The 22010-nt window shown below is 68.6% G+C and carries 17 protein-coding genes, 1 tRNA gene and 6 pseudogenes; 12 read left to right on the top strand and 12 right to left on the bottom strand.

Annotated features, from left to right (window positions below; genetic code table 11):
- Positions 1 to 70 precede the first annotated feature (70 nt).
- The 6 genes and pseudogenes from ptlA to OG729_RS00230 all read left to right on the top strand — a co-directional run.
- Positions 71 to 1084, top strand: a complete 1014-nt coding sequence (gene ptlA, locus OG729_RS00255) for a pentalenene synthase (RefSeq protein WP_405803460.1) — start codon at positions 71 to 73, stop codon at positions 1082 to 1084.
- Between the two features lie 112 nt (positions 1085 to 1196).
- Positions 1197 to 2591, top strand: a complete 1395-nt coding sequence (gene ptlI, locus OG729_RS00250; RefSeq protein ID WP_405803458.1) for a pentalenene oxygenase — start codon at positions 1197 to 1199, stop codon at positions 2589 to 2591.
- A complete protein-coding gene (gene ispH / locus OG729_RS00245) occupies positions 2588 to 3586 on the top strand; it encodes a 4-hydroxy-3-methylbut-2-enyl diphosphate reductase (protein WP_405803456.1) in 999 nt (332 codons plus the stop codon). Before ptlI ends, ispH begins: the two co-directional genes overlap by 4 nt.
- A gap of 29 nt (positions 3587 to 3615) precedes the next feature.
- Positions 3616 to 3936, top strand: a complete 321-nt coding sequence (locus OG729_RS00240; protein WP_405803454.1) for a transketolase C-terminal domain-containing protein — start codon at positions 3616 to 3618, stop codon at positions 3934 to 3936.
- Positions 3937 to 4135: 199 nt separating this feature from the next.
- Entirely contained in the window at positions 4136 to 5305 is a 1170-nt protein-coding gene (ispG, locus tag OG729_RS00235; protein ID WP_405803452.1) for a flavodoxin-dependent (E)-4-hydroxy-3-methylbut-2-enyl-diphosphate synthase, read from the top strand.
- Positions 5302 to 6608: pseudogene (locus tag OG729_RS00230) on the top strand (2-oxoacid:acceptor oxidoreductase family protein); the annotation flags it as partial. The gene ispG and the pseudogene OG729_RS00230, both read left to right, overlap by 4 nt.
- 124 nt (positions 6609 to 6732) lie before the next feature.
- Here the strand turns inward: OG729_RS00230 and OG729_RS00225 are convergent.
- The gene (locus OG729_RS00225) at positions 6733 to 7281 is read right to left on the bottom strand and encodes a TetR/AcrR family transcriptional regulator (RefSeq protein WP_405803450.1); all 549 of its coding nucleotides are present in this window, start codon (positions 7279 to 7281) and stop codon (positions 6733 to 6735) included.
- Positions 7282 to 7383: 102 nt separating this feature from the next.
- On the opposite strand from OG729_RS00225, the gene OG729_RS00220 reads away from it, so the two are divergent.
- Entirely contained in the window at positions 7384 to 7896 is a 513-nt protein-coding gene (locus OG729_RS00220; protein ID WP_405803448.1) for a carboxymuconolactone decarboxylase family protein, read from the top strand.
- Positions 7893 to 8093 carry a hypothetical protein gene (locus OG729_RS00215; protein WP_405803446.1) on the top strand — a complete coding sequence of 67 codons (201 nt, stop codon included), beginning with the start codon at positions 7893 to 7895 and terminating at the stop codon, positions 8091 to 8093. Before OG729_RS00220 ends, OG729_RS00215 begins: the two co-directional genes overlap by 4 nt.
- A gap of 293 nt (positions 8094 to 8386) precedes the next feature.
- On the opposite strand, the pseudogene OG729_RS00210 reads toward OG729_RS00215, so the two are convergent.
- A pseudogene (locus OG729_RS00210) lies at positions 8387 to 8575 on the bottom strand (DUF1524 domain-containing protein); the annotation flags it as partial.
- Here OG729_RS00210 and OG729_RS00205 point away from each other — a divergent pair.
- Together OG729_RS00205 and OG729_RS00200 are read left to right on the top strand one after the other, a co-directional pair.
- Positions 8573 to 8764, top strand: a pseudogene (locus OG729_RS00205) (DUF6009 family protein); the annotation flags it as partial. The pseudogenes OG729_RS00210 and OG729_RS00205 sit on opposite strands and share 3 nt — an antisense overlap.
- A 248-nt stretch (positions 8765 to 9012) precedes the next feature.
- Positions 9013 to 10233, top strand: coding sequence for a hypothetical protein (locus OG729_RS00200; RefSeq protein WP_405803444.1), 1221 nt, complete (start codon positions 9013 to 9015; stop codon positions 10231 to 10233).
- 30 nt (positions 10234 to 10263) lie between these two features.
- Here OG729_RS00200 and OG729_RS00195 read toward each other — a convergent pair whose 3' ends face one another.
- Both OG729_RS00195 and OG729_RS00190 read right to left on the bottom strand, forming a co-directional pair.
- Positions 10264 to 10395: a hypothetical protein gene (locus OG729_RS00195; RefSeq protein WP_405803442.1), complete on the bottom strand. Its 132-nt coding sequence runs from the start codon at positions 10393 to 10395 to the stop codon at positions 10264 to 10266.
- Positions 10396 to 10476: 81 nt separating this feature from the next.
- A pseudogene (locus OG729_RS00190) lies at positions 10477 to 11034 on the bottom strand (DUF1524 domain-containing protein); the annotation flags it as partial.
- 1198 nt (positions 11035 to 12232) lie between these two features.
- Here OG729_RS00190 and OG729_RS00185 point away from each other — a divergent pair.
- Positions 12233 to 12310, top strand: a tRNA-Trp gene (locus OG729_RS00185).
- Positions 12311 to 12422: 112 nt separating this feature from the next.
- On the opposite strand, the gene OG729_RS00180 is transcribed toward OG729_RS00185, so the two are convergent.
- The 6 genes and pseudogenes from OG729_RS00180 to OG729_RS00155 form a co-directional block, all read right to left on the bottom strand.
- Entirely contained in the window at positions 12423 to 14669 is a 2247-nt protein-coding gene (locus OG729_RS00180) for a hypothetical protein (protein ID WP_405803440.1), read from the bottom strand.
- Positions 14670 to 14729: 60 nt separating this feature from the next.
- A pseudogene (locus OG729_RS00175) lies at positions 14730 to 16186 on the bottom strand (NF041680 family putative transposase).
- A gap of 140 nt (positions 16187 to 16326) precedes the next feature.
- Positions 16327 to 16938, bottom strand: a complete 612-nt coding sequence (locus OG729_RS00170; RefSeq protein ID WP_405803438.1) for a methyltransferase domain-containing protein — start codon at positions 16936 to 16938, stop codon at positions 16327 to 16329.
- Positions 16935 to 17582 carry a hypothetical protein gene (locus OG729_RS00165; protein ID WP_405803436.1) on the bottom strand — a complete coding sequence of 216 codons (648 nt, stop codon included), beginning with the start codon at positions 17580 to 17582 and terminating at the stop codon, positions 16935 to 16937. Before OG729_RS00165 ends, OG729_RS00170 begins: the two co-directional genes overlap by 4 nt.
- 366 nt (positions 17583 to 17948) lie before the next feature.
- On the bottom strand, positions 17949 to 18449 hold the full coding sequence (locus OG729_RS00160; RefSeq protein ID WP_405803434.1) for a hypothetical protein: 501 nt from the start codon (positions 18447 to 18449) through the stop codon (positions 17949 to 17951).
- Positions 18443 to 18811 (bottom strand): ATP-binding protein, encoded by a 369-nt coding sequence (locus tag OG729_RS00155; RefSeq protein ID WP_405803432.1) that lies wholly within the window; start codon positions 18809 to 18811, stop codon positions 18443 to 18445. Before OG729_RS00155 ends, OG729_RS00160 begins: the two co-directional genes overlap by 7 nt.
- 181 nt (positions 18812 to 18992) lie before the next feature.
- Between OG729_RS00155 and OG729_RS00150 the strand changes: the two genes are divergently transcribed.
- Positions 18993 to 20345 (top strand): transcriptional regulator, encoded by a 1353-nt coding sequence (locus OG729_RS00150; protein ID WP_405803430.1) that lies wholly within the window; start codon positions 18993 to 18995, stop codon positions 20343 to 20345.
- Here OG729_RS00150 and OG729_RS00145 read toward each other — a convergent pair.
- Both OG729_RS00145 and OG729_RS00140 read right to left on the bottom strand, forming a co-directional pair.
- Positions 20288 to 20587, bottom strand: a complete 300-nt coding sequence (locus tag OG729_RS00145; protein ID WP_405803428.1) for a hypothetical protein — start codon at positions 20585 to 20587, stop codon at positions 20288 to 20290. The genes OG729_RS00150 and OG729_RS00145 overlap by 58 nt on opposite strands.
- A pseudogene (locus OG729_RS00140) lies at positions 20584 to 21516 on the bottom strand (conjugal transfer protein). Before OG729_RS00140 ends, OG729_RS00145 begins: the two are co-directional and overlap by 4 nt.
- Positions 21517 to 22010 lie beyond the last annotated feature (494 nt).

The raw sequence follows: 22010 nt of genomic DNA, 5'->3' as shown, positions 1-22010 counted from the left end.
AGCGCAGCACTCCCGCCAGCGCACCACCATGACCGCTGCTTCTCCGCACCCCACTCCCAAGGATTCCCCCATGCCCCAGGACGTCGACTTCCACATACCCCTGCCGGGCCGGCAGAGCCCTGATCACGCCCGCGCCGACGCCGAGCAGCTCGTATGGCCGCGCTCGCTCGGGCTGATCAAGTCCGAGGCGGCGGCCGAGCGCCATCTGCGCGGCGGCTACGCCGACCTGGCCTCCCGCTTCTACCCCCACGCCACCGGCGCCGACCTGGACCTGGGCGTCGACCTGATGTCGTGGTTCTTCCTCTTCGACGACCTCTTCGACGGGCCGCGCGGCGAGAACCCGGAGGAGACCAAACAGCTCACCGACGCGGTCGCGGCGGCGCTGGACGGCCCCCTCCCCGACACCGCGCCCCCCATCGCCCACGGCTTCGCCGACATCTGGCGGCGCACCAGCGAGGGCATGACACCCGCCTGGTGCGCGCGCAGCGCCCGGCACTGGCGCAGCTACTTCGACGGCTACGTCGACGAGGCGGAGAGCCGCTTCTGGGACACGCCGTACAACTCCGCCGCCCAGTACCTGGCCGTGCGCCGGCAGACCATCGGGGTGCAGCCGACGGTCGACCTCGCCGAGCGCGCGGGCCGCTTCGAGGTGCCGCACCGGGTCTTCGACAGCGCCGTGCTCTCCGCGATGCTCCAGATCGCCGTCGACGTCAATCTGCTGCTCAACGACATCGCCTCGCTGGAGAAGGAAGAGGCCCGCGGCGAGCAGAACAACATGGTCATGATCCTGCGCCGGGAGCACGGCTGGTCCAAGGACCGCAGCGTCGCCCACATCCAGAGCGAGGTGCGCGTCCGCCTGGAGCAGTACCTCCTGCTGGAGTCCTGCCTGCCGCAGGTCGGCGACATCTACCGGCTCGACGAGGCCGAGCGCGAGGCCCTGGAGCGCTACCGCAACGACGCCGTGCGCACCGTGATCCGCGGTTCCCACGACTGGCACCGCTCCTCGGGCCGCTACGACGCCGAGTTCGCGCTCGCCGCCGGTGCCCAGGGCTACCTGGAGGAGCTCGGCAGCACCGCCCACTAGCAGCACCGCACACCAGCAACACGCACCCGCGCCCGGCCGTCGCGGCGGCACAGCTGTCAACGGACCAGAACAGCTGTCAACAGATCAGTAAAGACGGGAAGTTGAGAATCGAATGACCGAGCAGACCACCTTCTCGGCGGGAGCGGCGCCCGGGGCGCTCCCCGTCGTGGGACACGCCCTCCAGATGATGCGTCACCCCGTGAACTTCATGACCTCGCTGTCAGCCCACGGCGACCTGGTCGAGATCAAGATCGGCCCCACCACGGCCTACGTCCCGACCCACCCCGAACTGCTGCGGCACGTCCTGACCAACGACCGCACCTTCGACAAGGGCGGCGTCTTCTACGACCGCGCCCGTGACATCGCCGGCAACGGCCTGGTCACCTGCCCGTTCGCCGACCATCGCCGCCAGCGCCGGCTGATGCAGTCGGCGTTCACCCGCGGCCAGCTCAAGCGGTACGCCGAGGCCATGCACGCCGAGATCGAGGACACGGCGTCGCGCTGGCAGGACGGCATGGTCGTCGACGCCTTCCAGGAGATGTACGGCATGGCCCTGCGCACGGTCGGCCGCACCCTGTACTCCACACCCGTCAGCCCCGAGCTGGCGGCCAAGGTGGAACGTTCCTTCGACGTCGTGCTCAACGGCCTGTTCCGGCAGATGTTCCTGCCGGCCTCGATCCGCCGGCTGCCCCTGCCCTCCCAGCGCCGCTACAAGAGCAACCTGGACTTCCTGCACGAGACCACCCAGCAGCTCATCGACGACTACCGCAGCTCCGACACCGAGCACGACGACCTGCTCGCCGCGCTGATCGCCTCCCGCGACGACGACGGCGGCCGGCTCGGCGACAAGGAGATCCACGACCAGGTCATCACCGTCATGGCGGCCGGCACCGAGACCGTCGCCGGCACCCTCACCTGGGTCTTCTACCTCCTCTCCCAGCACCCGGAGATCGAGGCCGCGCTCTACGACGAGATCGACACCGTCCTCGACGGCCGCGCCCCGCAGTGGGACGACCTGCCGAACCTCTCCCTGGCCGACCGGATCATCTCCGAGACGCTGCGACTGCACCCGCCGGCCTGGCTGTTCACCCGCCTCACCGCCTCCCCGACCGAACTCGCGGGCCGACAGCTGCCCACCGGCTCCACCGTCGTCTTCAGCCCCGCCGCGGTCGCCCAGTACGAGGACGCCTTCGACAACCCCAAGAAGTTCGACCCCGACCGCTGGCTCCCGGACCGTATCGCGCCGGCCTCCCGCCACGCCTACGTGCCGTTCGGCACCGGCGCCCGCAAGTGCATCGGCGACCTCTACGCACGCACCGAGGCCACCCTGGGGCTCGCCACCATCCTCGGCCGCTGGCGGGTCACCTGCGAGCCCGGCATGGACATCCGCCCGGTCCCGCTGGCCACCGTCTACCACCCGCGCCGGCTGCGCCTGAGGCTGGACGCACGCACCCCGCGCCGGATGACCTCCGCCGTCCCCGCACCGGCCGGGGGTGACGCGACGTGAGCGAAGGGAACGTCGTCCTGGCCCAGCCGCGCGGCTTCTGCGCGGGCGTACGGCGCGCCATCGGCATCGTCGAGCGGGCGCTGGACCTGCACGGGGCGCCGGTGTACGTGCGCAAGGAGATCGTGCACAACCACTACATCGTCTCGGAGCTGCAAAAGCGCGGCGCGGTCTTCGTCGACAGCGAGGAGGAGGTCCCGCAGGGCGCGGTCTGCGTGTTCTCCGCGCACGGCGTCTCCCCCGGAGTGCGCTCTGCCGCCGCCGGCCGGCAGCTCGAAGTCATCGACGCCACCTGCCCGCTGGTCTCCAAGGTCCACCAGGAAGCGGTGCGCTTCGCCCGCGACGGCCGCACCATCCTCCTCGTCGGGCACGAGGGCCACGAGGAGATCGAGGGCGTCCTCGGCGAGGCCCCCGACCGGATCGTCGTCATCGAGACCGAGGACGACGTACGGCGCCTCGGCCTGCCCGACGACACCCCGGTCGCCGTCCTCACCCAGACCACCCTCTCGTTCGACGAGACCGAGCGCGTCGTCGAGGCCCTGCGCGCCCGCTTCACCGACCTGATCACCCCCGGCGACGACATCTGCTACGCCAGCCAGAACCGGCAGAACGCCGTCAAGGACCTCGCACGCGACAACGACCTGGTCCTGATCGTCGGCTCGCACAACTCCAGCAACTCGCTGCGCATGGTCGAGGTGGCCCGCGACCACGGCGCCGCCGCCCATCTGGTGCCCGACGAACAGCACCTCGAAGCGGCCTGGCTGAAGGACGTGTCGTCGGTCGGCATCAGCGCCGGGGCCAGCGCCCCCGAGATCCTCGTCGACGGGCTGGTCGCCCGGCTCGCCGAACTCGGCTTCGACCAGGTCGAGCTCCAGCGGGGCATCGCCGAGGACGTCGTGTTCTCCATGCCCGGCCGGCTGGCCGACCCGGTCACCGGCCGGGTCCCGCAGACACCGCTGGCCGGCGAGGTCTCGCCCGCACCCGGTGGGGTGCGATGAATCCACCACTGGAGAAAGAGGGTTGCGCCGTGCCACGCCTGGAGGAGATCCGGGGGCCGGAGGACCTGACCGGGCTCGCCCTCGACCACCTGCTGGTCGCCACGGTCGAGGACAGCGGCCGGGTCGGCGGCGTCGGGGCGCGCGTCGCCCAGGCGCTGAGCGACGCCAAGTCGGGCCTGCCGGTGCACGTCTTCGGTATCCCGGAGCGCTTCCTTGACCACGGCTCACGGGCCGACGTCCTGGAGGCCAGCGGCCTCACCCCCCGCCATCTCACCCACGCGCTGCTGGAGGCCCTGCCCTCCGGATGGCAGGCCCGGCAGGGAGCCACCGCCTCCCTCGCCGTCGGCTGACACCGGGCACCCCGACGGGCGGTCGGCGCCCACCCGCACGGTGACGACCCCGCCGACCGCCCGTGACCCAGCTGCCCGCGAGGCGCGCCCGCTCCCGCCGCCGCGCCTTATCTCCAGCACTTCCACAGCCCTCAACGGCACACAGTCATCAGCCACAACCTCGTCCGCCCGGACCGGCCGACCATCTTGGGGAACTGTCATGCCTGTCGCTCTCGGAGTGCCGACGGTGCCGCCGAGGCTGGCCCGACGACGTACCAGCCGTCAGATCCACGTAGGGACCGTACCCGTGGGCGGCGACGCCCCGGTCTCGGTCCAGTCCATGACCACGACCCGCACGTCCGACATCGGCGCGACCCTCCAGCAGATCGCCGAACTCACCGCGTCCGGCTGCCAGATCGTCCGCGTCGCCTGCCCCACCCAGGACGACGCCGACGCCCTGTCGACGATCGCGCGCAAGTCGCAGATCCCGGTGATCGCGGACATCCACTTCCAGCCGAAGTACGTGTTCGCCGCCATCGAGGCCGGCTGCGCGGCCGTGCGCGTCAACCCCGGCAACATCAAGCAGTTCGACGACAAAGTCCGTGAGATCGCGCGGGCCGCGAAGGATCACGGCACTCCGGTCCGTATCGGGGTCAACGCGGGTTCGCTCGACCGCCGGCTGCTGAAGAAGTACGGCAAGGCCACCCCGGAGGCGCTGGTCGAGAGCGCGCTGTGGGAGGCGTCGCTGTTCGAGGAGCACGACTTCCGGGACATCAAGATCTCCGTCAAGCACAACGACCCCGTCGTCATGGTCGAGGCGTACAAGCAGCTCGCGGCGCAGTGCGAATATCCGCTGCACCTCGGTGTGACGGAGGCGGGCCCCGCCTTCCAGGGCACCATCAAGTCGGCTGTCGCGTTCGGGGCGTTGCTGTCCCAGGGCATCGGTGACACCATCCGCGTCTCCTTGAGCGCGCCGCCCGCCGAGGAGGTCAAGGTCGGCCTCCAGATCCTGGAGTCCCTGAACCTCAAGCAGCGCGGTCTGGAGATCGTGTCCTGCCCGTCCTGCGGGCGCGCCCAGGTCGACGTGTACAAGCTGGCCGAAGAGGTCACGGCCGGTCTGAAGGGCATGGACATCCCGCTGCGCGTGGCCGTCATGGGGTGCGTGGTGAACGGCCCCGGGGAGGCCAGGGAAGCGGACCTCGGTGTCGCCTCCGGCAACGGCAAGGGGCAGATCTTCGTCAAGGGCGAGGTCGTCAGGACCGTCCCCGAGTCGAAGATCGTCGAGACGCTCATCGAGGAGGCGTTCAAGCTCGCCGAGCTGATGCGGCAGGACGAAGACGACGACTCTTCCGAGGCCGCCCCCTCCGCCGGGCAGGAGAGCGCCAAGTGAGCACACCGACCACCGTCAGACAGCTCGACCGGGTCGTGATCCGCTTCGCCGGAGATTCCGGCGACGGTACGCAGTTGACCGAAGACCGGTTCACGGCGGAGACGGTCGGCTTCGGCAACGACCTGTCGACGCTGCCGAACTTCCCCGCCGAGATTCGCGCCCCCGCAGGCACCCTGCCCGGTGTCTCGTCGTTCCAGCTGCACTTCGCCGACCACGACATCATCACACCGGGCGACGGCCCGGACGTCCTTGTCGCGATGAACCCGGCCGCGCTCAAGGCCAACCTGGCCGATCTGGCGCGCGGCGCCGAAGTCATCGTCGACACCGACGAGTTCACCCGGCGGCGCGCCCTCGCGAAGGTGGGCTGGAGCACCAGCCCGCTGGACGACGCCACGCTGGAGGCGTACCGGGTGCACCCGGTGGCGCTGACCACGCTGACCGTCGAGGCGCTCAAGGACTCGGGGCTCACCCGCAAGGACGCGGAGCGGGCGAAGAACATGTTGGCGCTGGGCCTGCTGTCCTGGATGTACCACCGGCCCACCGAGGGCACCGAGAAGTTTCTGCGCACCAAGTTCGCCAAGAAGCCGGAGCTGGCCGAGGCCAACGTGACCGCCTTCCGGGTGGGCTGGAACTACGGCGAGACCACCGAGTCGTTTGCCGTCTCCTACGAGGTCGCCCCGGCGAAGCGCGCCTTCACCCCGGGCCGCCACCGCAACATCTCCGGCAACCTGGCCCTCGCCGTGGTGGCCGCCGCCGAGCGCGCGCAGCTGCCGCTGTTCCTCGGCTCGTACCCGATCACCCCGGCCTCGGACGTCCTGTACGAACTGCCGCGGCACAAGAACTTCGGTGTGCGCACGTTCCAGGCGGAGGACGAGATCGCCGCATCGGCGCGGCCCTCGGTGCCGCCTTCGGCGGATCGCTGGCGGTGACGACGACGTCCGGGCCGGCGTGGCCCTCAAGTCGGAGACCATCGGTCTCGCCGTCTCACTCGAACTCCCCCTCCTGGTCGTCGACATCCAGCGCGGCGGCCCCTCGACCGGCCTGCCGACCAAGACCGAGCAGGCGGATCTCCTCCAGGCGATGTACGGCCGCAACGGCGAGGCCCCGGTGCCGGTGATCGCCCCGCACACCCCGGCCGACTGCTTCGACCCGGCCCCTGGAGGCGGCGCGGATCGCGCTGACCTACCGCACCCCGGTGTTTCTGCTCTCCGACGGCTACCTCGCCAACGGCTCCGAGCCCTGGCACATCCCCGACGTGGCCGGACTGCCCGATCTGCGCGTGGAGTTCGCCACCGCCCCGAACCGGCTGCACCCCGGTCATCAGCCGGTCAGAACGTCGGTTTCGAAGACCCCACCACCCGTTCACGCTAGTGGCGGTCCTGCTGGGTCACGCGGAACCTCATGGTGGTTTCGACGCCCCGCGCAGGTCACGCTACGTTGCCCAGCATGGCTGCCGCTACGGTGCGTGCTTCCGCGGCTGGAACCGTCGTGCGCTCCCGCAATGCGGTCACGATTGCCCCGTCCATCAGCAGGACGAACCGTCGTGCGAGTGCCTCGGCATCCTCGTGGCCGCCCTCGGCGAGCAGGCCTGCGACGTATGCCGTGACGCGTTCTTTGTGCTCGGCCGCGACCCGATACGCGGGGCTGTCCGCGTCGGCGGTTTCGGCCATGGTGTTGATGAAGGCGCAGCCGCGGAAGTCGGTGCGCGCGAAACGCTCGGCCAGAGCGTCGAAGACGTCCAGGGGCTTTCCGCCGAGCTCAGCCACTCGTTCGGCCAGCCAGGCGCGCCAGGCCTGGTCGCGTCGTTGCAGTACGGCCACGACCAGGTCGTCCTTGCCGGCGAAGTGCCGGTAGAAGGAGGCCCGGCCGACTCCGGACTCGGCCAGGATGCGCTCGACGCCGACGGCCCGGATGCCCTCGGCGTAGAAGAGTTCCTCGGCGGCGTCGAGGAGGCGTTCGCGTGCGTGGGTGGCCATGGGCCAAGCGTATCCCGATCTTGACGGTTACGGAACCAATCGGTACCGTCTCGCCCATGAGACGGAACCGATCGGTACCATCTGGAGGAATCTGTGTCCCGTATGCCCCAGCTCACTGAAGACCCCTCGGGGCTTCTCGAGCAGACCCGCCGCCAACTGGGCCGCCTGCCCAATCTCTATGCGGCGCTGGCCAACGGACCGGCTGCGCTTGCCGGTTATCTGGCCATGCGCGATCACCTCAGCCAGGGCGTCCTGGGCGCCCGGCTCCGCGAGCAGCTCGCGCTGCTGGTCGCGCAGGAGAACCACTGCACCTACTGCGTCAGCGCCCACACCCTGCGCGGCCAGAAGATAGGCCTGACCGACGACCAGCTGATCCGCACCCGCGAAGCCGCCGACGACACCGACCCCCACGCCGACGCGGTACTGCAGCTCGCTCACGAGATCATGCGTACCGGCGGCCGAGTCGAGGACCAGGCGCTGGCCGACGCCCGCCAGGCCGGGGTGAACGACGCCGAACTCGCCGAGATCGTCGCCCACATCGCGCTCAACACACTGTCCAACTACTTCAACCACCTCGCCCAGCCCGACCTGGACTTCCCGGAGGTACCCGCGTGAACCGCGACTGGCGCAAGGGCTCGATCGAGCTCGTGCCCGGCTACACCCTCACCGACGCCGACAACCGACCCATCGACCACGCCGAGGGCATCGACTTCGCGATCGAGGGCGGCTTCGTCAACATCCAACTCCCCGGCGTCCCCTACACCCAGCTCGTCTCGGCCCCGGCCGTACGGCTGATCACCTGCGCATCCTGACTCGGCGCAGGCACCAGCCTGTGGCGGTCGGCAGAGTTGGCTCCTGCTCGCAGCTCGTCGCTTCCATCCCCGTCGGGGACGCCTGATGGAGTGGCCCCCAATGTCTTGCCTGCGGCTCAGCCCCGGGACCTGGGGGAAGTCCGCTCCGCTGGGAGCGCCAGCGGGGCGGAACAGCAGCAGTGAGCTCGGTCGTTGGCCGACGATGCGTGACAGGGGGACCGGCTCGCTGCATCGCTGCGCTTGGCGAGCTGGGGGTGTCATCAGCCGTTGAGGACCGAGGACAGGGCGCTCTTTTCGGCTTGGTTGACGTTGTCGGTGACCGCGAGGAGTTGGGGTCGAGTGAGGTCGTTGGCGAGCGCCTGCCGCTTGGAGGTGGTCCAGTTGTCGGCTCCCGAATCCCAGGCTTCGGCGAGGGGGACGAGGTGGTCGACGTCGGAGGCGGGTTACCAGGTGGCTCCGTCGTAGGGGGCGTACCAGAGGACATTGGTCTCTACCGCTGCCGCGTCTTCTTCCTCCTGCCCCACGACCGCGACAACGACCCCAAGGGTCTCTGGGGGGAAGGTGCGCCAGGCGAAGCAGTCGACCCGCGCACCATCGACCCAAAGAGGGTCGGAGAGAAAACACCGCGCTCGCAGCGGGGGCCTGCTGCCATAGCGTCGGCCAGCTCGTAGTACGGCGCAGCAGCGCAGCAGGAGGGCGGGTGCTACGGCGGCCTTCCTTCAGCCGACTTGGCGTGGGCGGCCGTCCGGCAGGCAAATGTTCCGCGAGCGGCCTTCGTACATCGCGCCGCTGCGCCCCGGCTGCTCCGTGCCCGAGCGGCGATGACCTCCTGTCCTCCCTCCCGGCTGAAGACCGGCCTTGGTTCATCCTTCTGTGACCTTCGGGTGGGCAACCATAGGCGATCTTCACTTGTCGAACCGTGGTGATCAGACGCCCCTCCCTCCGTGCCATTGCCGCTGCTGTACTGCTGCTGCTCACCGCCTGCTCCCGCGGCCCGGCGGACCACGATCCGAAGCCGTCCCCGCATCCGGTGTTCTCCAAGCCGCTCGGTACCCAGCCGTACGCGGCGCTCCAGCAGACCCAGAACCCGGGCAGCGCGAGCTTCACGCAGAAGGTGACGTTCACCTCGAAGCGGGGGGATGCGGTCCAGACGACTGTGGGCAGCCTCAACTTCGCGGGCAAACGCGGGGCGGGCAAACGCGACTGGACGCTGCCGAGGACGCTCCCGGACAGGGTCAAGGATGCCCTGCTCGGAACGGCGAGGGAGGAAGGGCTCAGGGACTCGAGCGCGGTCATCGCCGTGGACCCGCAGACCGTCCACTACCGCTCTGCCTCGGCGAAGTACTGGCTGCGGTACGGAGCCAACGGCGATCACGTGGAGGGGCTCGACTCGATTGCAAAGCTGCGGGGCACGGAAGCGGCCCTCAGCGGCACGCTGCTGGAGACGGTGACCACAGCGAAGGCCACGGCGCAGCGGAGCACGCCCGGTGGCGGCCGCAGTTACCGCACCGAGTTCGGGCTCGATGCGGCATGGGGTCTCCTTTTCCCGGCGGACCTCAGCGAAGAGCTGGCTCCCGTCTGGAAGGTGGACCCGACCCGAGCCCCGGTGGTTATGACGCTGAGCGTGGACTCCAAGGGCCGGATCACCAGGGCCGAGGCCGACCTCTCGGCGCTCCTGCGGAAAGACAACGAAAGCGCGCTGGCCACGGTGACAGGCATCCACGCCGAGCTGGCACTCGCCGCCCATGGGTCCGCCAAGCCGGCCATGCCGACGTCGTCGGACATGATCTTGGACGCGGGGAAGGCCGTGATGGCCGACGAGGACACCAAGCCAGGGGACTGCATCGACTTCAACACAGGCGCACGCACAAATGCGCTGGTGGTGAGGGTTACCTGCAGCGGCCCGCACGACGCGCGGGTCTTCGCGCAGACGCCGCTCGGCGACGGCAGCTACCCGGGCAGGGAGGCGGCCGAGCACCGGGCGTTGGACGCATGTGGGGAAGCGTTCGACCGCGCTCCGTCGCGCTGGACCGACGAGGCGGTGCCGCGGGACCACTACTGGTCGTCCTGGCCTCTGGAGGCGGAGTGGAAGGCAAGCGCAGAGCCCGTGGCCACCTGCTACGTGGCGTCTCGTGCCTGACAGCCGGTCGACTGAACCGGCCTTCGTCGTTCATGCCTGACCGGCGTGGGCAGGGGTGGGCCGGTCGGACAGCACGCGGTCGATGGTCTGTTCGGTGAGCGGCTCCATGCTGATGTCGTGGGAGCGGGCGACCTCGTGGACGCTGTCGACGGCTTTGCGCACGCCGACAGTGTTTCCGGCGGCGGATTCGATTCCGTCCCGCCGGATGTCTTCCGGCGGGACGGAACCGCACCGCCAAGTCCGTCAGCAGCTGTTGAGGACCGTGGACAGGGCGTTCTTCTCGGCGGAGTCGACTGAGAGTCCGTAGTAGTACTTCACCTGGACCCAGGCGCGGGCGTAGGTGCAGCGGTAGGTCGTGCGGGAGAGCCACCAGGTGGCGGGGTCCTGGTCGCCTTTGGACTGGTTGACGTTGTCGGTGACGGCGAGGAGTTGGGGGCGGGTGAGGTCGTTGGCGAGCGTCTGCCGTTTGGAGGTGGTCCAGTTGTCGGCGCCGGAGTCCCAGGCTTCGGCGAGGGGGACGAGGTGGTCGATGTCGACGTCGGAGGCGGCGTGCCAGGTGGCGCCGTCGTAGGGGGAGTACCAGCCACCGCTGGTGGCGGCGCAGGCGGAGTCGGTGACCACGTTGGAGCCGTCGCGCTTGAGGACGGTCTCGCGGGTGTTGCAGGTGCCGCTGATGGTGATCCAGTGAGGGAACAGGTCACGGCTGTAGCCGGTGCGGGAGTGCTCGGTGGTGACGGTAAGGGAGGCCAGGTAGGAGCGGGCGGTTGAAGCGCTGACTGAGGTGGGCAGAGCGGCTTGCGCGGGGGTGGTACCGGAAGAGGGTCAGCGCGGTGGTGGAGATGGCCACCAGGGTGGCGCCGATGCCGTGACGGGCGTGTGTGCGCATGAGTATCGACTCCCGAGCCGGGGTTGACGGGCAGGGGGCGCCGCTCATCGTGGCCCGGAGGAGTGGATGCAGGTAGATCTCGCAGGGTGAAGTTCCCGTGACAATCCGTCAACAACTCGACCGGCGCGTCCTGACGCCGAAAGACGGATCGACTAAACTCCGCCGACAATCGGTGAAAGACCGCTGGGCAATCCCCGCAAAGCCGTCAGCGCCTGCCCGGTAAGCTGACCTCTTCGCCTGTCGGCGGAGTCACGTTGGAGAAGACCTCGATGGCTTCACAGCCGACCGGCCTGTTCCCGGTCTCGGATCCCGCGCGGCACAGCAAGGGTCGCCAAAAAATGCACGGCCTCGCCCTCTACACCACCCACGTCTGGGAAGCGGCCGCCACCAGCAAGACGTCGCTGTGCCGCGTACATTGCGGCCACCTCCCACGCCGCCTACCGCGACGCCGTCGGCGGCCACCTGGTGATCGAGACTCTGCTCGACACCTTCGCGTTCTTCCGCCGCTGCGACCCCACGCTGCCCCGATACCTCCCCGGGACCCAGGACCTGGAGTACTTTCCGCTGCTACACGACCCACGACCACGAGCGCCGCCATCCCGACCAGCCCAACCGCGCGCAGGTCGCAGCGGAGGTCCGCCGCCTGACGCAGGAGACCTCGCCGTACGGCAGCGGGCGGGAAAAACCAGCACGCCTTCGCCGTCGACGCCGTGACGGTGTACTGCGGCTGTACGAACCGCTCCTCGATCGGTACGTCGTTCACTGAGGCCGCCGACCAGATCGCCCGCGATACCGGGCTGGCTACCCGTACTTCGCGGTCGGCCCCGATGGCGCACTCCATGCCGTGACCCCGACGGGGATGGCCGCCTGAACGCCTACGAACCGACCTTGAGCGTTTTTCTCTGCCCAGCCCGCGGACCCCACGCCCAGGGACATGGCGGGGCTGGTGGCGGTTGGCCGTCCAAGACGCGTTCTGGTACCGCGGCCAGCGGCACGGTCCCGCGCTGCGCGATCTGTAGACGCGGCACACCTGCGGCGAGTCCAAGCGGCCGTTGCCTGGTGCGAAATCCCGTGGCGAGCCGGACTACGGCGATGCCAAACTCAGCCCACCGAAGGGGCGTAGCTCAGCCCGGCCAGAGCAGCGGATTCCAAACCCGCACGCCGCAGGTTCGAATCCTGCCGCCCCTGCCACAGCCCCCGCCGGCGCGGGGTAGCTGGCAGCGAATCCTCGCCGTCGTCCAGGTCGGGCACCGCCCTACGCACGCACGGCTGCTCGGTTTGCAGGCAGCCGCCTGCGCAGTCCTCAGTCGTTGTCGTGACGTAGTTCGTCTGCGGCTTGTTGTGCCGCCTCCGCTTCCGCGTTTCGTCCCGCGCGCGTCATGAGAGCGGCCAACTCGGCCAGGTTCCGGCTGGCCCGCATTCCGTCCGCACCGGAGAGACGTGCGTACTGCCGATAGCCTGCAATTGTGTCGGGCACCATGGAGACGGCCTCTTCGGTGCGGCTCTCATCGATCAACCGGGCGATCAGGTTGTGCTGCCCCTCCACCAACGAGATCTGATAGACGAGCCGGTCGGCCTCCTCCGGGGTGAACGCCCGGTACACATCCACCAGCGCCTGCAGCGCATCCACCGCTTCCCTGTTTCGGCGCGCGGGCTTCGCCATCAAGGTGGCCAACTCGGCCAGGTCCCGGCCAGCCCGCATTCCGTCCGCACCGGCCAGACGCGCGTACTGCCGATAGCCTGCAATTGTGTCGGGCACCATGGAGACGGCCTCTTCGGTGCGGCTCTCATCGATCAACCGGGCGATCAGGTTGTGCTGCCCCTCCACCAACGAGATCTGATAGACGAGCCGGTCGGCCTCCTCCGGGGTGAACGCCCGGTACACATCCACCAGCGCCTGAAACGCATCCACTGCTTCCGCGTTTCGGCCTGCGCGCGACAGAAGGATGCCCAACTCGGCGAGGTACCGCCCGACTTGCATGCCGTCCGCACCGGCAAGACGCGCATACTGCCGGTAGCCCGCGATCGTCTCGGCCACCAGGGAGATGGCCTGCTCCGTGTGGTTCTCATTGATCAATCGTGCGATCAGATTGTGCCGACCCTCCACAACCGCGGTCTGGGAAACCAGCCGGTTGGCTTCGAACGCATCCACTTGCGCCTGGAGCTGATCCAGTGGGGTCTCTCCACGGATGACGCGCCCCAGATTGGGCACGACATTCTGAAACTGGAGGAGTCCAGCGAACGGATCTTCAGGCTCGGGGGTGATTTTGAGCCTGGGCATCGGATAGAAGAGCTTCTTGAACACCTTCCGATGGTGCTCCACGCAGCTCAGATACTGATCGTAGGCACGGTTCCCGGTGACCAGGTGCCCGACTACCGGGACGACCACACTCTCGAACTCCACAAAGGGGGAGGGCGGAGGGGGGACGTTGCCCTCGAAGTTGAGGAACAGCCCGACGGTCAGCGCATAGTCCCCGTCCTCGCCATTCGTCGACAGGATCAGCCGCTTGATGCCGCCGACTTCCTCACGCCGGTACTTCACTGTGACCTGGCCCGTGGTCATGTGCTCGTCGCCCGGCCGCCGCACGTCTACTTGGAGCCTCAGCTCGTCCTGCTGTTTCGTGAGCTCCTGGCCCTCGACGCGCCACATCGGCTTCAGAGATTCGTAGTGAAAGCTCGGGATGAACGTGATCTCTCGGTCGTGGAACGTCGGGACGATGAAGATGAGCTCTGCGGGCCGGCACGGCTCGTAGGACGGCTCGAACCGCTCGATATTCCCCTGCCGCGGCTCGCCTGCGTGGTCCTGAACCTCGAGCGAGAGCGGCTCCTCCCGGGTGATCTGGAGGGACACCTCATAGCTCGGTTTACCGCAGCCAGCCGGCACTCCGACGCCGCTGACGATGCCAAGCGCCTGATTGCCGTTGGCCGTACCTAGAACATGCCTGGTGGACTTATTGTGCAGGTGATCCTGAAGTAGCTTCTTGAGGCTGAGATCGGTCTGATAGACGAAGGCCACGCCGCGGCAGTCCGGCCCGTTCATACCCTCAAGAGCCGCCTTAAGCAGCTCAAAGGCAACGGCGATACCAACCGCGGCCGTCGCACCGGCTGCGCCGGCTGCGGCCGTCTCCGCCATCTTCTTGGTGAGCTCCTCGAAGCCTGAATGTGTCACGGAGCTGAATCCGCCGCCGCCGCCGACGAAGGGCAACCCTTCGTTGATCCCCACCACAGCGATTCTTACCACGTCCGCCGGCTCGCCGAAGGGAACGGGGTCCAGAGTCCAGTCGGGGCGTTTTACCGGCGGGAAAAGGTCTAGGTTGAGTGTCTTTCCAGGCACGAAGGGGTAGTTGTCGACGAGGTCCGGCTCCGGAAGTTCGCGGCCACTGATCCGAAAATCGTGGTACCCGTTCGCGGTGTACGCGAGGAGGGCAAGCCGAATACCGTCCTGACGGCCCCAGTCGCTGTCCTCGGTAGACAGCACGGACTTGCACGTCACATTGCGAAGTCTGAACGAAAAGTCCATGGCCGCCACCTCGTGATCGAATACCGGCATTCGATCACAAGAAGGCTGTATCTGCCGGGTCCAAACGCCATTAGGCACTGAGCTTGTTTTTTATGGTTTGTGAACTTTGAGTTGATTACGTTCAGCGATGCTTTCAGGGCGCCTGGTCGTTTTGCCTACGTCGTAACGGGTGGCGGGTCGCCGGTTCTTCGAGCCAAGTGGGCGCCCTGGGCTGGGAGTTGAGGGTTTGGGTGCACGGGCCGGACTCTGCAGGTGAGGGCGGAGGTTCCTGAACCCCCGGCGGACGCGGGCCGGGGTGAGCCGGGCGGGCTCGGCCGGCTTCTCCCAGGGGCGGCGGAGATCGGACGCGGCCTCGCGGGTGAGCCGGAGCTGGGTGTGCGCCGCGATCACGAGCCACGTCCACCGGTCCGCGGCCTCGGGAGTACGGAGCCTGGGGCGGGTCCAGCCGAGCGTCTGCTTTACAAAACGGAAAGTATGTTCAAGATCGAAGCGTCTCAAGAACGCTTGCCATCGCAGGTCGACGTCCTCGCTGGTCATGCCGGTCTTGGAGGACCACAGCCACAGGGGCAGCGGGTCGTGCCCGCCGGGCAGGTGGTCCACCTGGAGGCGGATGAGGGTGCCCTCGATGATGGGGAGTCCGCAGTCGTGGTCGATCCACGCACTGCGGGTGGTGAGCCGGGGGTGGATACGGTCCCAGGCCATCGCCTTCGCGGTGCCGTAGCGGTCGGTGACCTGCACGGTCGCCGCGTCGGGCTCGCCCCAGGTATCGGGCCTGGCGAAGCGGAACTCCTTGCCGTGCTTCGGCGGTCGCCCACCCTGGGGATAGGACAGGGCGTACTCCTTGAGCGAGGGTGCCGGCCGTCGCATGACACGGTCCGCACGCATCCGTCCCTGCACCTCGACGGGCAGGCCGTCGAGGAGGTAGGCCATGCGCGGGGCGTCATAGCCGGCGTCGAAGACGACCAGGATGTCGTCGTCACCGGCTTCCCACTGGCCTTGGTCGATCAGGTCGGTGACCACGCGGCGGACCTGGGCTGCGGTGACTTCGCCGACATCGTCGTCGGGGCCGAGCCGGACCGCGTCGAGCAGCTGGCACCACGACGTGCGGCCCGTCTCCAGCGCGGCCACGAACGAGTACGGTCAGCCGGGAATGAACTGGTCGCTGGACGTCCCGAGCGTCCGTAGACATGGCAGAACAGGCGGTCCGGGCTGGTCGGCGCGTCGGGCCGCAGCCACGCGGAGACATCGACGGCCAGAACCAGACGCCCGTCGGCGGCCTTGGGCTGCGGCAGCATGGCCAACGCCTTGCGCAGCCTGTCCGCGTCGATGCGGCCCTGGCTGAGCGAGTCGTACATCGCGCCGTGCCCACGCCGGTGCTCGGCCAGCAGCGTCAGGTCGACCGGCGAGGTCACCGGGCCGTCCTCACAGAGCATCGCGTCGCAGAGCTCGAACAGCGTGTCACCGCGCCGGGTCAGACATGAGTAGAGGTCCTCCCGAAAGTGGGACGTGAAGTCGAACGCCTCGTGCCGGGCATCGTGATGCAGCAGACTCACCTCTGCGGCCTTCGTATGAGTGCGGTTCTGTGACGGAACGCATGCTCATGCGGGGGCCGTCCGCCTGTCCGGCGAATGCCCAGGTGAGTGACCCTGTGCGACGCACCGTTCGAAGCCAGAGGTTAAGTAACAAGCTAAGGGATGTGCCGCATGGAGCAGAACGCGAGCACGATGTCGTATGGGGCGCCCTCGGGGTATCCATTCAGCCCGTCGGCGGTGATGAGGGTCGGGGCGTACCCGGCTTCGGCCAGGGCCTTGCGGGCGCGTTCGGCTGCGGCGGGGTCGGTCTCGATTGCCGTGGTCTTGTCCTCGCCGAGGATCTCCGAGACGTAGGCGGTCGACAGGCCGGTGCCCGCCCCGATGATCAGAGCCCGCTTACCGCGGGCAGTTCCGGCCTGCTCGATCATCCACGTGATGAGTCCCGGCAAGGTCGAGGACGACGTTGGCGTTCCGCCGGTCACGGGGCTGGTTGCGTCTTCGGCGAGGGTGCCGTCGATCTGCGTTACCCATGTCGTGTTCTGGTACGTGAGGCGCAGCCACTCCTCTTCCGGCACAGAGTCGCGGCGAGCGGAGGTCCATACGGTTGTACCGGGGGGCTCGCTCGGCCTGTAGATCGCGCTGCCGAGGAACGTCTCGCGCGGCACGGTCTCGACGGCGCGGCGTGGCTCCGGGTCATGCAGCAGACCCTCGCCTGCGAGCTGCTCGGCGAGGCGGCGGCGTAGCGCGGGGGCGGTGTCAGCGGTCATGGAGTTGCGCCCTTCTGGAGGGTGTCGGCCAGTGCGCTTGTGATTGCGCGGGTGGTGGGCCCGTCGACGAACGCCCACTGTCCGTTCGGGTTGCATTCGAGGAACCACCATCGACCAGCGGTGTCGAGAGCGAAGTCGAAAGCGCCGAAAGTGAGCCCAAAGGCGTGCGTGTAGGCGTGCACGGCCTTGCGCACCTGATGGGGGATGGGAACGGGAGAGCAGGTGATCAGGAGCTGGTCCTGGCGCCAATCCACGTGGTCGCCGTCGATGTCGATACGGGTAGCGAACAGCTCGTTGCGGATAGCGGCGAGGCGGATGTCGGCGATCTTCGGTACGCAGGCTTGGAAGAGGTGAGGGCACAGGGCGATTGAGTCGTCGAGCTCGTCGGCCGCGACTGGACGGACCCAGACGGTTCGGTTTCTCCCGTCCTCGCCGGCGAGGTGCACCCCCTGCACCGGCTTGTAGACCACGGTTTCATGCTCGGCCGCGAACTTGTGGGCGTCCTCCGGAACGTTCGTGATCAGGGTCGGAGGAACGAACAGCCCGAGGCGGGCGGCTGTTGCAAGTTGACCGGGCTTGTACTCCGCGAGGCGATCACGCCCGGGGTGATTGACGCAGCGCACGAGTACGGCGGCGCTACCCACGATGCACCGCCGGAGCGTAGGGCGGGACGTACGGCCGTACGTGGCAGGCGTGACCGTCGATCGGCAGTAGTCGGGCGCGTACGTGCGCGGGAAGCGGTAGGCGGGCGTAGGACGGGGCCGAGGGAATGGCCGAAGTAGGCCGAATCGAGGGTGCGGGCCGCCTGCCGCGCTTCGATAACCGCCGGTGCGTGGCGCGTAGCGTCCGGGCGATGCCTGGCCCTAACCAGATCCGGAGGCAGGCGATAAGGTCGCGCATGCCGTCATCAGCTCCTAGCAATGTGTCAGCTGTTGGCGTCGCTGCCCGGCGGCCGTGTCCGCGGCCGTCGGGTCTTTGGGAGTAGTGGTGCGAGAGCCGGTTCGCGGTGGTCAGACGGGCGGGCCGCCTTCCCCGATGAACCTTCGGGCAAGCTCAGCCCGGGTCTTGCCGAGGAACAGCCGGCCGCGCTGCGCACCTTCCGATACGTACGGCCCGACGGCGGCGAACGGCGTCCTCGGTTGCAGGGGATCGAGGCCGACCGCGACCGCCACCGGCGCGCCGGCGGAGGCGAACCCCGACCACTCGGCGCTGACGGGCACGTGGAGTGCAGCCCGGCAACCGTCGAGGCTCAGGAGCGCGGATCGCCCGCGAACGACGAGTCGGGGACCGATGTCGGGAAGTCGAGCCGAAGGATCGGCGAGACTCAGAGCCGCAGCGAGGCCACGCATGTCGCCCTCAGTGGATTCGGGCCACTCGCTCTCTCGGCGGGCAGGCGGATGGGCGAGCAGCACGAAGGCAACCTGACCAGCCTCGGTGAGGTCGATCCAGAACCAGACACCAAGTGATGCCAGCAATCCGGCGGTCGGCGGGGTCGCGGTCTCCATCAGCATGGGATCACCCCGACTTGCATCCCGCCCTCGGTCGTTTTGAACTCCGTCCATACGGTCTTGCCGCACGAGTCGTGCGGCGTCACCCCCCATCCGTCCGCCAGCGACGTCACGATGAGCAGCCCCCGCCCATCGGTGTCGTCTTCACTCGGCTTACCGACACGGGGGTCACCCGTCCCCGTGTCGTGCACCTCGACGCGCAGGCACCCCTCGTCGAGGGAGACCTCGACAAGGAAGTCACTGTGCGCGCCATGGCGTACCGCGTTGGTCGCAAGCTCGGAGAGGCAAAGCACAGCGTCTTCGGAGCGGTCGGTAACCTCCCACTCCTCCAATACGCTGCCTAAGAAGGAACGCGCCTCGGGCACCGCGCCACCTGCTCGCGGGAACCGCTGCGCCACCGATCTCGGCATGAGTGCAACCCCCTTGCCTGCGCCATTGGTTCGAGCAACTAGGCAACCGCGGAGCCGAGAGCAGGGGTACCGTCGGAGAGGGTGTCAAAGGGTGTTACTTCCACCACCGCCCGTGGCTGAGGGGTAAGGGCTCAACATGAAGACGCCGAACAGTGATCTCGCGACGTGGCTTGCGTGGTCGGGCCTGAGCCGGACGGAGTTGGCGCGTCGCGTCAAAGCCGCAGCTCAGACGTGGGGGCAGCCTCACATTTCGCCGAACGCGTCGACCGTGCGGCGGTGGTTGGAGGGCGACATGCCTCGCTCACCACTGCCTGAGATTCTCGCCGACGTGATCTCGGCGGGAGTCGGCTATCGGGTCACGACCTACGACCTTGGGCTCGGTGAGAGCGGTTCCGCCGAACGCTCGCTCGTCTACAACGCGTCTTTCGCCGTTACCGTGGAAGCCGTCGCCGACTTGGGGAGAGCGGACGTGGACCGTCGAGCATTCTTGGCAGCGGCGCCCTTTGCTGCGGTGGCAGCGGTGGGTCCGTCGCGTGACTGGCTTCTCAACACCCTTGACCAGCAGCCCGAAGCGGGCCCTCGCGTCCGTCTTGAAGACGTGACCGCAGTGCGGAACATGTTCGGCGAGTTCCAGAAGATGGACGTACTACAGGGCGGCGGCTCGGGTCGGCTCATCCTCGCCGAGTACATGAATCAGCACGTGTTTCCGCTGCTGCGCCGGACGCACACCGAGGACGTGCGACACGCACTGTGCGAGGCTGCCGCCGAGCAGACGTACCTGCTCGGATGGATGGCCTACGACAACGGCGAGCACGGAACCGCGCAGCGGTATTTGATCCAGTCGCTACGCCTGGCCGAGGAGTCCAAGAACCGGGCGCTTGGGGCACATGTGCTCGCGGGAATGGCTGACCAAGCAACACTGCTTGGCAACCCCACTGAGGGGCGCAGGCTCGCGCAGGCCGGCCGCGCAGGGCTCGGTGCGAACATGTCGCCGGCGTGTCTCGCGGACCTGTGGGCGCTTGAAGCTCGCGCCTTGGCCAAGCTCGGCGAGAAGTCCGAAGCAGCACGCGCGGTTGCGCAGTCCGAGACGGCGTACGGTCGTGTTCGGCTGGAAGATGAGCAGGAGTGGGCAGCCTTCATCGACCCTGCCTATCTGCATGGTGAACACGCCAACACCTTCCGAGACCTGGGGCAGGCGGACGCGGCGGAGGTGCACGCGCGGCAGTCGATCGGCCATGCGCGCAAGCAGCGTCGCGCGCGGCGCGGTGCGATGTCGCAGGCGGCGCTCGCTGTCTCGCACTTGCAGCGCAGGGACTTGGAGGCGGCACACGCCGCCGGTCTCCGTACGCTCTCCCTGTCGCGACAGGTGAAGAGTTCTCGGTGCGTCGAGGCCGTGCAGGACCTGCAACGGCGGATGCAGCCGTTCGGGAATCACCGACTCGTCGCTGATTTCAGCGAGCGGGCGCGCGATCTGGTCGCCGCGGCGTAACGCCAAATTGCGCCCCCGCTCCGGCATTGTGCAGCGGGGGCGCGGTGCCCCAGCGCGGTGATCATCAGCAGCAAGGCGCCGATCCCGGCTTTGAGGCTGAATTTCTGGATCATGATGATGACGACGAGGCAGACCAGACCGGCCTGCAGAGCCTTGGTCGCCCAGTCTTTGAACATGTTGATCCACGAGTCGCCGAGGTCGTCGAGCTGCCCGGCGAGCATCAGGCTGTGCACCGTGTTCACCGGGTACCCCCCGCCTGGGCGGTTCCGGACTCCAGCGCCGCGATTTCCCACCGGCCGGAGCGGGCCTTCAACGCGACTTCGTATGCCAGCGGCCACCGCCCGCCCTCGTCCCGGGCTTCCACCTGGACGAGGATGCGGACCTTGGTGCCGTCGGCCGGCACCTGCTCGGCGGCCGCCGTCTCCTCGATTGCGTGTACCTGCTGCACCGCGAGGGTCGTGTACGGGGCGGGGGAGAGGGCCGACACTTTACGCCGGGCGCGAGGTAGCGACTCACTTCCCCGGCACCCGTCAGGTACGCGGCGAGGAACTCCCCGACGGCGGACGACAGATCACCCTCCGGGACGGTCACGCCGTACGGCGGCGTCGGCGCCTCGGCCCGGGCCGGGCCGGCGACCACGCCGGGCGCACCGGTCACCGTGAACGAGGCGCCTGCGTGGTCCGCGGCCACCGGGACGGCGTAGTACCGCACCGATCCGTCGGCGTATTGCGCAGCCACCGCCACCGACCAGGTGCCGCCCTCGCGCTGCGCACTGCGCACCGCGGTCACGGACTGAGGCTTCGAGGGCGTATCCGCGGCCGGGTCGGGCAGTTCGACGTCCGGCGCCATCGACTGCGCAAGCCGCGCCTGCGCACTCGTGGTGTCGTCCGCGCTGCTGCGCAGCCACGCGCTGACGAACAGCTGCGCATAGCCGCCCGGGTCGGCGGCGTGCGCCGTGGTGCGCACGGCGGTGGGCTTGGCTTCGGCGGCCGTGTCGACCGTGGTCGGGGTGGAGGTGATGGCGGCGCCCAGGGCGACGGGGCCGGCCGCGATGACGGTCCAGAGCGCCAGGCGTGAAAAGGCGTACGCGGCGCCGCATCGCCTCCAGCCGGGCGCCCGCCGCCATCGGAGCAGCGGTCTCGCTGCCTGAGGCCTGCTTGCCAGGAGACATGGTCAAACTCCCAGGTCAGAGTGTGTGATTGCTGACCTTGAGGAAACCCGGCGACCCCGACCCGACCCGACCACCGACCACGAGACCCCGACCACGGTCACGATGGGGATACGAAGCCCTGGTCGAGGTCATGGTCGGCCCGACCACGGCCCCGACCACGGGTTGGCCGTCGGTCGGTGGGAGCTCAACCTGTCGGCCACATCCCCCCGTCCGACGAGCGCAGTGACGCCCACATGCCACACCGCGGCCAGCCCCGTACCCCGTTGCGCAGACGGACTGCCCGGGTCGCGGCAGGCGCCTGCGCATTGCGGCACCCGGCTCTGCGCAAGAGGACAACGGGCGCCGCAGGCCGGACTGCGCATCCGCACTCCGCAACCTGACTGCGCACGAACCTCGACCGGTTGCGCAGACCGATTTGCGCACCACCCGGCCGGGGCTGCGCAATCGGCCTGCGCAACCACAGGCGCGCCGGTGCTGGGGACGCGTGGTCGGCC

Origin of the sequence: Streptomyces sp. NBC_00210 (assembly GCF_045160975.1) — a bacterium.
Classification (GTDB): Bacteria; Actinomycetota; Actinomycetes; order Streptomycetales; family Streptomycetaceae; genus Streptomyces.
Note: the sequence above shows the minus strand (reverse complement) of the source record. Positions and strands in the feature narration are given on the sequence as shown.